This window comes from Streptomyces sp. NPDC003327 (assembly GCF_053589515.1).
The window spans coordinates 149,091-160,787 of the sequence record NZ_JBSFSA010000012.1 but is presented as its reverse complement, the minus strand read 5'-3'; the positions used below and the strand labels follow the sequence as shown (position 1 = coordinate 160,787).

Here is an 11,697-nt window from a genome sequence, read left to right as displayed (position 1 = left end):
CGTCGGGCGGCTACGAGTCAGGCGCCTACGAGGCGAGCGGAAAGGCCATCTCTCGATGAAACTCTGGGCTCGCGGGCGACCGGCCGTCCCGTGCCCGGAGCCGCGGCCGTACCCGAGACGGGAGAAGCGCCGGCCGGCGGGGCAGCGGTGTGCCCCGGCGCCGGGGACGCGCCGCCCCCGGTCCCGGGCGCTACCGCTTCGTCGGTGTCGGCGGGCGCGAGCGGGCCCGGCCCCGAAGCGGGTGCGGCATCGGCCCCGGACGGGTCACCGGGCGGCGGCGGGGGCGGAGGGGTCGTGCGGGGGAGCGTGCCGTCCGTCAGGCGTCGGGCCGTGCGGGCGGCGTCGCGCGAGGCCGCCGCGCCGGAGTCCGGCGGGTTCGGGGTCGAAGCCGTCATTCGGGGTCCACCTCATGCTCTCGGGGTCATCGGAACAAACGCCGCCAGGTCTCCGGGCCCGGGTAGCCGTCGGCCGCTCCGCCGCGCCAGCCCTGTGCCCGCTGGAACGCCTCGACGTTGCGGCGGTCCGCCTCCGTCCAGCGCGGACCGGGTCCCGACAGGTAGTGCTTGCCGAAGCCCCGCTTCACCAGTTGTTTGCCCAGCTTCTCCACATATGCGTTGGATTGGCCCGGACGGAAGGAGCCACGCCCGGGGAACCCCGTCGCATTCGCGCTCGAACCGGCCGAACCACTCGAACCGCCGATGCTCCGGCCCCCGCCGGTGGCGAGCAGCCGCCAGGTCTGCGGGCCGGGCAGGCCGTCCGCCTCCTTGCCCTTCCAGCCCTGTGCGAGCTGGAAGGCCCGGGTCGCGCGCCGGTCGGCCTCGCCCCAGCGCGGGCCGGGGCCCTCGCGGTAGTACTTCTTGCCGCCGCGCGCGACGAGCAGCTTGCCCAGCTGGGTGACGTACGCGTTGTGGGCGCCGGGGCCGAAGTACGCCGCGCCGGGGTACGCCGCCCCCGCCGGAGCGGTCGGACTCGTCGGGGACGTCGGCGTCGTCGGGTCCGTCGGGCCGGCCGGGTCCGTCGGGTCCGTCGGCGTCGAGCCGCCCCCGGTGCCGCCGCTGACCACGCCCTTGTAGCGGTAGGCCACGTACCGGTCGGAGTTCTCCCAGTACGCCATCGGCGTCGCCTGCTTCCGCGTGCGCGGCTTGGTCTGCTCGTACGCGACGTAGGCGGTGTGGGTGTAGTCCGTCCAGCCGCCGAAGATCGTCACGTGCGAGCCGCGCGTCGGGTTGGCCGGGTTGTGGAAGAGCAGGATGTCGCCGGGCTGGAGCTCGGTGCGGTCGATCCGGGTGGCGAAGCGGTCGAGGCTGCCGGTCCACTCGTTGCTGCGCAGGTTCCAGGCCATGGAGATGTAGCCGGAGCAGTCCTGGCGGTAGCCGTCCGACCAGTACTTCTCCATGGAGTACGGGACCTGGGCGGTGACCCACTTCTTCGCCCGGTTGATGATCTCGGCCCGGGTCGTGCGGCGCAGCGACTCCGTCGAGATCTGACTGGTCGTCGGGGTGGAGCCGGGCGACGGCTGGCCGCCGGGGCCGGGCGCGCCGTGCAGCGGCCCCCGGCTGCCCTGCGGCATGTCGGGTCCGTCCGGCGGAGCCACCGCGTCCGAGGGATCCCCCGTGTCCACCGGACCGGCCGCCGCACCGGCCCCGCCCGCCCCTCCCGTCCCGTCCACCCGGTCCGTCACGTCCGCCGGGGTGAACGGTTCCGCCATCGGGGAGAAGGCGCTCGCCGCCCCCGCCCCTCCCCCGCCGAGCACCACGCCCGCCGCCGTCACCAGGACCAGGGCGCGGCGCGCGCCGTGCGCCGCCGGGTGGCCGCCGGCGCGGACCGGCAGGCCAAGGGCGAGGTCACGCCGCTGCCGGGCGCACCCCGGGCAGCCGCAGTCGGCCGCGGGTTCGAACTCCTCGAAGACCGGCACGCTCATGCGATTCCCCTCCACACTCGTCAAGATCTTTTGGGCCTCGGTTGGGCGCCAGTGTCTCAACTGTCTGGACAAATCGCATTTTGACGGATTGAAGGCCTGATACGACCATCCGACAGGCCGGTGGCGACCGATATTGGTCAGGAGCACACCTCGGCGTCGGGTAGAGTTCTCTCTGTCAGCAGGCGCCGCTAGCTCAGTTGGTTAGAGCAGCTGACTCTTAATCAGCGGGTCCGGGGTTCGAGTCCCTGGCGGCGCACGCGAAAGCCGAAGCCCCTCACCGATGGTGAGGGGCTTCGGCACGTTCCCGCCCCCGTATTCAACTACCGTGCGTTGCGGGCCAGTTCCAGCGCGTACGCGTCGTGCCACTCCCCCGCCTTCGGGCCGCCCCGGCAGGTGCCGTCCGACTCTCCCGGGCGCTTGATCCACAGGTAGGCCGCGACCAGCGGGTCCCCCGTGGCGGTGGTGGGCGGCTCGCCGAGGGCGCGGCCCGGCGGGTTGCACCAGGTCTGGGCGGGGTCGCCCTCCGCGTAGGGGCCGTTTCCGTTGCGGCTGGTGTCGACGACGAAGGGCTTGTCGCCGACCAGGGCGGAGAGCCCGCGCCCGTACGCGACGCTTGCGGCGGTCGACTGGAAGTTCGAGACGTTCACGGAGAAGCCGTCCGCCTCGGCGATCCCCGCCTCCAGGAGCGGGCGCCGCAGATCGGCGGGGCGGCCCCAGCCCGCGTTGCCCGCGTCCAGGTAGACCGTGGTGGCCGGCTGCCGCTTCAGCCGTAGGACGGCCTCCTTGAGCAGCGTGTACCGCTCGGCGTGGTGGCGGCTCTCCGTGCAGCCGTCGACGACGTGCATCACCGCGTCGGGTTCGACGACGACGGTGGCGCGGCGCTCGCCGATGCCGCGGGCGACCGCGTCCACCCAGGTGCGGTAGGCGGCGGCGTCGGCCGCGCCGCCCGCCGAGTGCTGGCCGCAGTCGCGGTTCGGGATGGCGTAGAGGACGAGGAGCGCGGTGCGCCCGGCGCGGGCGGCGGCCTCGGTGAGGGCCCGGGTCTCCTCCTCGGGGCGGTCGGGGCCGATCCACTCGGCCGCGGGCCGGGAGGAGATCCGGCGCAGCAGCTCCGCCTCGGCGGTACGGCCCGCGGCGAGGTGCGCGGCGACGGCCCGGGCGGCCTTGCCGTCGGGGTTCACCCAGTAGGGGGCGGCGTCGGCCGTCGCGGACGCCCCGGGCCCCGGTGCGATCCGCGCGGGGGCGGGGCCGGTGCCGGGCCCGGGATCGGGACCGGGGCCGGGTGGGGCGCCGCACCCGGTGAGGAGCAGCCCGGCGACGAGCAGGGGGACGAGGAGGGCGGGGACCGGGAGGGTGGGGACCGGGAGGGTGGGGAGGGCCGGGAGGGCGGCCCCGGCACGACGTACGGACATGCGGGCGGCCCTTCGGGCACGTGCTGCGTGGCTCGGTCGTGACCATCGTGACACGTCGGGGCTCTGGGCCGGGCGAGGCGGGGCCCTTTACAGTGTCCGGCAACCCCGACCTCCCGCGGCGGCTCCGGGTTTCTCCCGCGGCCCGTGAGCCCGCGGTCGAGGACCGGCCCGGCCGGCCGGCGTGGGACGCGCCCCGCCGGCCGGGCCCGGTTGCGGCCCCGGCCGCCATTCCCCGTTGCCACCCCGCCGGTCCCCTCTGATCGCCGTCGGGTCAGGAACCGGCGCGGTCCCACCCCGTCAGGTACGCGGAGACGACCACGTTCGCCGTGTACGTACCGGCCGCGCGGTCGAAGGTGCCGCCGCAGGTGATCAGGCGGAGTTCGGCCCGGTGCGGGGTGCGCGGGCCGTAGACCTTCGTCGGGTCGAAGTCGTCCCGCGGGAAGACCTGGATGTCGTCGACGGTGAATCGGGCGACCGAGCCGTCCGTCCGGGTGACGCGCACGGTGTCGCCCGGCCGGGCCGCGCTCAGGCCGTAGAAGACGGCGGGGCGGGTGTCGGTGTCGACGTGGCCGACGAGGAGCGCGGCGCCCTCGGCGCCCGGCCGGGTGCCGGCCGCGAACCAGCCGACCGTGTGCGGCATCTCGTACGGCGGCGGGTCGATCGCCCCGGTGGCGTCGAGGCCGCGCGGGACGACGGGCGCCGTGATGCCGAGGGACGGGATCTCGACGCGGCTCGGCTCGGCGGCGGTGACCGGCCGGTGGGCCGGGGGCAGGGCCGCGCCGAGGGGGCGGCCGACGGCGGCGATGTCGCCGGTCGTCGGCGCCGAGCTGCCGCCGGGTCCCTCGCTGTCGCGGCCCCAGAGCCAGAGTCCGAGGACGAGGACCGCCCATGCCGTGCCCGTGACCGGGCGGCTCACGGCCGCCACGGTCAGTCCGTACCGCGACCGGAGCCGGCGCGGTGGCGGCGGGCGCTGCGGAAGGCGACCGCCACGGCGGCGACGGCGGCCATGCCGAGGCCCAGGAGGGTGTACGGGGTGCCGAGGCCGCTCTCGTTCGCGGTCTGGGCCACCCCGGGGGCGGCCGGCGCGGCGAACGCGGCCGTGCCGCCGCCGCCCGCGCGGACCGGGGCCACGGGGGTGGAGTGTCCGGACGGGTGACGCGTCGGCTCGTGCGTGGGCCGGTGCGTGGGCCTGTCCGAGGGCTTGTGCGTGGGGTGGTGCGACGGCTTGTGCGTGGGCTCGTGGTGCCGCTGGACCCGGACCGTACCGACGTCGGGGTGGTCGTGGCCGTCACAGGTCACGCTGACCCGGTAGGTGCCGTCCTCCAGGCCCGAGCGGATGGTGGTGTCGCCGACGAGCGGCTTCCCGGCGCCGTCACGGCCGGTGAGCTCGGCGTCGGCGACGAATGCCTGGGACTTCGCGGCACCGGTGGTGCCCTTGCAGCCGTGGACCCGGACGTCGACGTCGGCACCGGGCCGGGCGGCGGCCGGGGTGACGGTGACCTTCACCCCGTCGTGGGCGTACGCGCCGCCCGTCGCGGCCGGAGCCAGTACGAGAACGAGGGCCGCCCCTGCGGCACGGAGAGCAATGGGACCTGAACGCATCGTGACCTCCTGGTACTGGCAGGGTCACCCGTTTCGGCGCGTTCCGCATCCGCAGGGGGGCGGGAGGAGGAACCCGGGCGCGGCCGGCCGGGCCGTTTCCTTCAGACGCGGTCGACGATGTCCGCGATCGACTTCACGATCGTGGAGGGGCGGTAGGGGAAGCGGTCGATCTCGGCCTGCGTCGTCAGTCCGGTCAGGACGAGGAAGGTCTGCATGCCCGCTTCGAGACCGGCCAGGATGTCCGTGTCCATGCGGTCGCCGATCATGGCGCTGGACTCGGAGTGGGCGCCGATGGCGTTGAGCCCGGTGCGCATCATCAGCGGGTTGGGCTTGCCCGCGAAGTAGGGCTTCTTGCCGGTGGCCTTGCTGATGAGGGCGGCGACGGAGCCGGTGGCCGGGAGCGGGCCCTCCAGGGAGGGGCCGGTCTCGTCGGGGTTGGTGCAGATGAACCGGGCGCCGGCGTTGATGAGGCGGACGGCCTTGGTCATCGCCTCGAAGGAGTACGTACGGGTCTCGCCGAGCACCACGTAGTCGGGGTCGTGGTCGGTGAGGACGTAGCCGATGTCGTGCAGCGCGGTGGTGAGACCCGCCTCGCCGATGACGTACGCGGTGCCGCCCGGACGCTGGTCGTCGAGGAACTTGGCGGTGGCGAGGGCCGAGGTCCAGATGTTCTCGACGGGGACTTCGAGGCCCATGCGGGCGAGCCGGGCGTGCAGGTCGCGCGCGGTGTAGATCGAGTTGTTGGTGAGGACCAGGAACGGCTTCCCGGTGTCCCGCAGCTTCTTGATGAACGCGTCGGCGCCGGGGATCGGCACGCCCTCGTGGATGAGGACACCGTCCATGTCGGTGAGCCAGGATTCGATCGGCTTGCGCTCTGCCATGGTTGCGGGACTCCTGCCGTACAAACGTGCGGTGTTCTGGGGGCGACGCGACAGCGCTGTGGCGACGCCCCCAGCCTAGGGGGTGGTCAGCTGCCGGTCGCGGTCTTCCACCCGTCGACGTACGCCGTGAGGTTCTTGTCGATGTCGGCCCAGTTCGGCTCGAAGACCTCCACGCCCTCCATCAGCTGGGCGAGTGCGATCGCGTTGGCGTCGGTCGCCTTGATGTCCTTGCGGGCCGGGAAGCCGCCGCCGACCGCGCTGACCTCGCGCTGGGCGCCCTCGCTCAGCAGGAAGTCGAGGAGCTTCTTGCCGTTCTCGCCGTGCGGTGCCTTGTTCACCAGCCCGGCGGCGTAGGGCAGCGCGAACGTGGTCGGCTTGCCGCCCTCGCGGGCCGGGAACCAGATGCCGAGGTTCGGCATCGACTTCGCCTGGGCGAAGTTCATCTGGACGTCGCCGTTGGCGACGAGCAGCTCGCCCTTGTCGACCTTGGGCGCGAGCTTGGAGGTGGACGACGACGGGCCGACGTTGTTGGCCTGGAGCTTCTTCAGGTACTCCAGGGCCGGGGCCTGGCCGCCGAAGTCGTGCATGGCCTTGATGAGCACGGCGGTGCCGTCGCCCGCGACGCCCGGGGTGGAGTACTGGAGCTTGTTCTTGAACCTGGCGTCGAGGAGCGCCTCCCAGGTGCCGGGGGCCTGGGGCAGCTCCTTCTTGTTGTGGATGAAGCCGAAGTAGTTGTTGACGACGGAGGTCCAGGTGCCGTCGGACGCCTTGTCGGCGCCGCTGACCTGGTCGGAGCCCTTCGGCACGTACGCCTGGAGGAGGCCCTTGGAGCCGGCCTGCTGGATGAAGGGCGGCAGGGTCACGATCACGTCGGCCTGCGTGTTGGACTTCTCGCGGAGGGCGCGCTGCACCATCTCGCCGGAGCCGCCCTCGACGTACTCGACCTTGATGCCGGTCTGCTTCTCGAAGTCGGCGAAGACCTTGTCGTACCAGCCGTCGCCCTTCTCGCCCTTGAGGCCGTCGGCGCTGTAGACGGTGACGACCTTCTCGTCGGAGGCGGAGGAGGAGCCGCCGCAGGCGGCGAGGGACGCGGTGAGGGCGAGGGCGCCGGTGACGGCGGCGATCGGCTTGAGGTGCGGGGACGTCGTGCGCATAACGTGGTTCTCTCCTAGCGGTACGAGGCTCTGGTACGGATTCGGGAGACGGCCAGCAGGACCAGCAGGGTCGCGGCCATGAGGACCACGGCCAGCGCCGATCCGGTGAAGAGGGACCCGCGGTCGGTGGCGGTGAAGACCCGCACCGGAAGCGGCATCCAGTCCGGCGGGTAGAGCATCATCGTGGCGCTCAGCTCGCCCATGGACAGGGCGAAGCAGAGCCCGGCGGCGGCGCTCAGCGACGGCAGGAGCAGGGGCAGCTTGACCCGGAAGAGGACGTACGAGGGGCGGGCGCCGAGTCCGGCCGCCGCCTGCTCGTACATCGGGTCGAGGCGGCGGATCGCGGCCGACACCGACTGGTGGGCGAAGGCCGTGACGAGGACGGTGTGCGCGAGGATCACGATCCAGCGCGTGCCGTTGAGGAGGACCGGCGGCCGCGAGAAGGCGACCAGGACCGCGAGGCCGACGACCACGGACGGCACGGCCAGCGGCAGCACGAACAGCGCGTCGAGGAGCCTGCGGCCCGCCCGGCCGCGCAGGGAGGCGGAGGCGAGCGCCGCCCAGGTCCCGAGCGTGAGGGCGAGGAGGCTGGCGGCGACGGCCGTGACCAGGCTGGTCGTCAGGGCCTGGAGGGACTCGCCGCGCACGGCGGAGGCGTAGTTCTCGACGGTCGGCCCGGAGGGGAGGGCGCCGGACCAGTGCGTGGAGAAGGAGGCGGCGAGGATCACGAGGAGGGGGAGGGCGAAGAGGGGGACGAAGAGGACCGCGAAGACGGCCCAGAGGGTCCACCGGCCCGTACGGCTATGCACCAGCACGCTTGCTCACCACCCGGTAGAGGCCGTAGAGGCCCACGGAGATCGCGACGTTGACGACGGCGACCACGCAGGCGGCGGCGTAGTCGGACTCGAGGATCGCCTTGGAGTAGACGAGCATCGGGAGCGTCGTGACGCCCTTGGCCCCGGTGAAGAGCACGATGCCGAACTCGTTGAGGCACATCACCAGGACCAGGCTGCCGCCGGCGGCGAGCGCGGGGAGCGCCTCGGGCAGGATCACCTGCCGCACGATCCGCGCGGGGCGGGCGCCGAGCGAGGAGGCCACCTCCAGCTGCGCGGTGTCCAGTTGGGAGAAGGCGGCGAGGAGGGGGCGCATCACGAAGGGCGTGAAGTAGGTGATCTCCGCGAGGAGGACGCCCCAGGAGGTGGTGAGGAACTGGAAGGGCCCCTCGGGGGCGCCGGTGACGCCGGTCCACAGGCCGTTGGCCATGCCCGCCGTGCCGTACACGAAGAGCAGGGCGAGGGTGATGAGGAAGGAGGGGAAGGAGAGGAAGACGTCGATGAAGCGGGAGACGGCCTTCGCGCCGGGGAACGGGACGAAGGCGATGACCAGGGCCAGGACGAAGCCGAGGACGAGGCAGCCGACGGTGGAGCCGACCGCGAGCCAGACGGTGGTGCCGAGCGCGTCGCGGAAGGAGGCGGAGGCGAGGACCTCGGCGTACGCGCCGGGGGCCAGGGACTCCTGGACGACGAGGACGAGCGGGTAGAGGAAGACGAGCCCGAGGACGGCGACGGGGGGCAGGGCCCAGACCCAGGCGGGGACCGCGCGGGCGGGGGGCCGGGCGGGAGGCGTGGGGCTTCCGTGGGCGGCGGGGGGCGTGGAGCGACCTGCGGGTCCCTCGGCCGCGGGGCCGGCCGGGGCCGGGGGGCCGGTCGGGGCCGGGGAGCCCTTGGCGGCCGCGGGGCCGCCGTGTGCCGCCGGGCCCTTCGAGGGGCCGGTCGCGCGGACCGCCGTCGTCCGGGCGGAGACCTCAGCCATCGTTCACTCCCGCCGCGAGCAGCACCGCGTCCTCGGGGGCGAAGTGCAGCGTCACCTCCGTGCCCAGCGCCGGGGTCTCCCGCAGCTCGCGGACGTCCGCCTTCACCCGGTGCCCGGCCACGTCGACGTACAGCCGGTGGGTGGCGCCCCGCCACTGGACCTCGGCGATCCGGCCCCGGAGCGCGTTGGGGCCCTCGCCGAGGCCGACGAGGTGCGGGCGGACGCAGAGCGTGGCGCTCGCACCGGGCGCCGCGTCGCTGACCGGGACCTTCAGGTCGGCGCCCGCGAAGGCGACCCCGTCCGTGCCGACGAGGACCGGCAGCAGGTTGGCGTTGCCGACGAAGGAGGCCGTGAACTCGGTGCGCGGGCGCCGGTACAGCTCCTGCGGGGTGCCGCAGTCCTGGAGGCGCGCCCGGTCCATGACGGCGATCCGGTCGGCCAGGGTGAGCGCCTCCACCTGGTCGTGGGTGACGTACAGGACGGAGACGTCGGGCAGTTCGCGGTGGAGCCGGGCCAGCTCGGCCAGCATCCCGGAGCGCAGCTGGGCGTCGAGCGCGGAGAGCGGCTCGTCGAGGAGGAGGACGTCGGGCCGGATGGCGAGCGCGCGGGCGATCGCGACGCGCTGCTGCTGCCCGCCGGAGAGCTCGCGCGGGTAGCGGCGGGCGTAGGCGGCCATGCCCGTCATCTCCAGGGCCTCGGCGACCCGGCCCGGGATCTCGGCCTTGGGCGCCTTCCGCGCCTTCAGGCCGAAGGCGACGTTGTCCTCGACCCGCAGGTGCGGGAAGAGGGCGTACTGCTGGACGACCATGCCGATGCCCCGCTTGTACGGGGGGAGGTCGGTGACGTCCCGGTCGCCGATGAACACCCGCCCGGCGAAGGGGCGGACGAAACCGGCGACGGTGCGCAGCGCGGTGGTCTTGCCGGAGCCGGAGGGGCCGAGGAGGGCCATGACCTCCCCGGGCTCCACGGTCAGGTCGAGGGAGTCGAGGACGGTGGTGGTGCCGTAGGTGACCGAGACGCCCTGGAACCGGATGCCGCTGGTCACGACTCGTACTCCCCGATGAGCGCGGGAAGTTCGGCGACGGAGGCGAGGACGTGGGTGGCGCCGTGCTCCTTCAGGGCGGTCGCGCCGTGGGCGCCGGTGAGGACGCCCGCGACGATCCCGGCTCCGGCGCGGACGCCGCTGAGCATGTCGTACGAGGTGTCGCCCGCGACGACGACCTGGCGTACGCCGTCGACGGCTCCGGTACGGAGGAAGGCGGCGAGGACCATGTCGGGGTAGGGGCGGCCGCGGCCGCCCGCGTCGGCCGGACAGAGGGTGAGGTCGACGAGGCCGCGCCAGCCGAGGGCGTCGAGGATGGCGTCCTGGGTGACGCGGGCGAAGCCGGTGGTGAGGACGACGGTCCTGCCCTGCTCGCGGAGGGCGGCGATGGCGTCGGCGGCGCCCGCCACGGGGGCGATCCTGCCGTCGGCGACCAGCTCGCCGTACGCCTGCTCGAAGGCCTGGTTGGCCTGCTGGGCGCGCTGCTCGTCGCCGCCGAGGAGGTGGCGGAAGACGGTGATCTTCGACTCGCCCATGGTGGCGCGGACGTGGTCGATCATGGTGGCCGGGTCCTCGCCGAGGCGCTCGGCCGCGGCCGTGAAGGCCTGCTCGACGAGGCCGTCGTCGGCGACGGTGGTGCCGGCCATGTCGAGGACGACGAGGTGGTGCGTCCGCGTGCCCGCCCTCGCGGAGGTGTTCGTCGGCGTGTGCGGGTTCGTCTGCGTGTTCATGGTTCTTGTCACCAGCCCAGTTCGTTCGCGGTCTTTTCGGCGATGGCGGGCGAGCACGTCATGCCGCGGCCGCCGGGCCCGGTCACCAGCCACACGCCGTCGTCGATCCGCTGGCGGTGGACGACCCGGCCGGTGTCGACGCACTGCGCGTACACCCCGGCCCAGCGGCGGCGGATCTTCGGCAGCGGGCGGCCGAGGAAGGACTCGACGACGCGGGTGAGGTGCTCGTAGGGGTCTTCGAGGGTGTCGAAGGCGAAGGGGTGCTCGTACTCGTGGGTGTCGCCGATGGTCAGCCCGCCGTCCAGCCGCTGGACCATGAGCAGCTGCATCTTGTGCGCGGCGGCGACCGGGTCCTGCGCCTGGCCTGCGTTGAGGGCGTCCAGGGCCGGGGACGCGTATGCCGGGTAGTACCGGAAGGAGTCGGCGTCGGCGACGGAGGTGGTGAGCGGCTCGCCGAGGGGCTCGGTCTGCATCATCTGGAGCCGGACGCGGCGGACGGGTATCTCGCCGGCGACCTCGCGGACCAGCCCGGAGAGCCAGGCGCCCGTGCACAGGACGACGGCGTCGCCGGTGTGGACGTCCCCGTGGTCGTCGCGGACGCCGCTCTTGCCGACGACGTCCCGGACCTCGCGGTGCGGCAGGAACGTGTAGCGGCCGGAGGCGAGCAGCGCCTCGCGCAGGGCGAGCTGGGCGACGCGCGGCTCGACCGCGGCGTCGCGCTCGCACCGGAGCGCCGCCTCGAACGAGCCGCGCAGGGCCGGGTTGGCCTCGCGGGCCTCGGCCGCGGTGAGCAGCTCGTAGCCGCGGGCCGCGGCGTCGTCCCTGGCCAGGGCGGCCTCGGCGACGGCGAGCTCCAGCTCGTTCCGTACGGGGGTGAGGGAGCCGTTCGCCCGGAAGCCGAGCCCGGGGACGCGGGCGCCGATGCCCTCCCACAGCTCGCGGGCGCGGAGGGCGGTGGCGAGTTCCTCGCCGCCGGCGCGGCCGCTGACCCAGATCTGGCCGAAGTTGCGGAGCGAGGCCCCGCGGGCCTCGGCCTCGCGCTCGATGTGTACGACCTCGTGGCCGCGTTCCACTGCGTGCCAGGCGTGCATGGTTCCCACCACGCCGGCTCCTACGACGATCACCTTCATGGCCGAAACGGT

At 73.8% G+C, this 11,697-nt stretch carries 11 protein-coding genes and 1 tRNA gene; 1 reads left to right on the top strand and 11 read right to left on the bottom strand.

Features of this window, described 5'->3' with window-relative positions; translation table 11 throughout:
• Nucleotides 1-421: 421 nt before the first annotated feature.
• The gene (locus tag ACWDVG_RS14175; protein ID WP_451699404.1) at nt 422-1,921 is read right to left on the bottom strand and encodes a peptidoglycan-binding protein; all 1,500 of its coding nucleotides are present in this window, start codon (nt 1,919-1,921) and stop codon (nt 422-424) included.
• Nucleotides 1,922-2,103: 182 nt separating this feature from the next.
• Between ACWDVG_RS14175 and ACWDVG_RS14170 the strand changes: the two genes are divergently transcribed.
• A tRNA-Lys gene (locus ACWDVG_RS14170) sits at nt 2,104-2,177 on the top strand.
• A gap of 64 nt (nt 2,178-2,241) precedes the next feature.
• Here the strand turns inward: ACWDVG_RS14170 and ACWDVG_RS14165 are convergent.
• The 10 genes from ACWDVG_RS14165 to ACWDVG_RS14120 all read right to left on the bottom strand — a co-directional run bounded on the left by ACWDVG_RS14165 (nt 2,242) and on the right by ACWDVG_RS14120 (nt 11,685).
• Complete coding sequence (locus tag ACWDVG_RS14165; RefSeq protein WP_451699403.1) at nt 2,242-3,333, bottom strand: glycoside hydrolase family 6 protein; 1,092 nt, start codon at nt 3,331-3,333, stop codon at nt 2,242-2,244.
• Between the two features lie 271 nt (nt 3,334-3,604).
• Entirely contained in the window at nt 3,605-4,249 is a 645-nt protein-coding gene (locus ACWDVG_RS14160; RefSeq protein WP_451699402.1) for a class F sortase, read from the bottom strand.
• An 11-nt stretch (nt 4,250-4,260) separates the two neighbouring features.
• Nucleotides 4,261-4,935: a hypothetical protein gene (locus ACWDVG_RS14155; RefSeq protein ID WP_451699401.1), complete on the bottom strand. Its 675-nt coding sequence runs from the start codon at nt 4,933-4,935 to the stop codon at nt 4,261-4,263.
• Between the two features lie 101 nt (nt 4,936-5,036).
• On the bottom strand, nt 5,037-5,816 hold the full coding sequence (locus ACWDVG_RS14150) for an HAD-IIA family hydrolase (protein WP_451699400.1): 780 nt from the start codon (nt 5,814-5,816) through the stop codon (nt 5,037-5,039).
• A gap of 86 nt (nt 5,817-5,902) precedes the next feature.
• Nucleotides 5,903-6,970, bottom strand: a complete 1,068-nt coding sequence (locus ACWDVG_RS14145) for a 2-aminoethylphosphonate ABC transporter substrate-binding protein (protein WP_451699399.1) — start codon at nt 6,968-6,970, stop codon at nt 5,903-5,905.
• A gap of 14 nt (nt 6,971-6,984) precedes the next feature.
• A complete protein-coding gene (locus tag ACWDVG_RS14140) occupies nt 6,985-7,785 on the bottom strand; it encodes an ABC transporter permease (RefSeq protein WP_451699398.1) in 801 nt (266 codons plus the stop codon).
• A complete protein-coding gene (locus tag ACWDVG_RS14135) occupies nt 7,772-8,782 on the bottom strand; it encodes a 2-aminoethylphosphonate ABC transporter permease subunit (RefSeq protein ID WP_451699397.1) in 1,011 nt (336 codons plus the stop codon). Before ACWDVG_RS14135 ends, ACWDVG_RS14140 begins: the two co-directional genes overlap by 14 nt.
• A complete protein-coding gene (locus ACWDVG_RS14130) occupies nt 8,775-9,827 on the bottom strand; it encodes an ABC transporter ATP-binding protein (protein ID WP_451699396.1) in 1,053 nt (350 codons plus the stop codon). Before ACWDVG_RS14130 ends, ACWDVG_RS14135 begins: the two co-directional genes overlap by 8 nt.
• Nucleotides 9,824-10,555, bottom strand: coding sequence for a phosphonatase-like hydrolase (locus ACWDVG_RS14125; protein WP_451699395.1), 732 nt, complete (start codon nt 10,553-10,555; stop codon nt 9,824-9,826). Before ACWDVG_RS14125 ends, ACWDVG_RS14130 begins: the two co-directional genes overlap by 4 nt.
• An 8-nt stretch (nt 10,556-10,563) precedes the next feature.
• Entirely contained in the window at nt 10,564-11,685 is a 1,122-nt protein-coding gene (locus tag ACWDVG_RS14120; protein WP_451699393.1) for a TIGR03364 family FAD-dependent oxidoreductase, read from the bottom strand.
• Between the last annotated feature and the right edge of the window lie 12 nt (nt 11,686-11,697).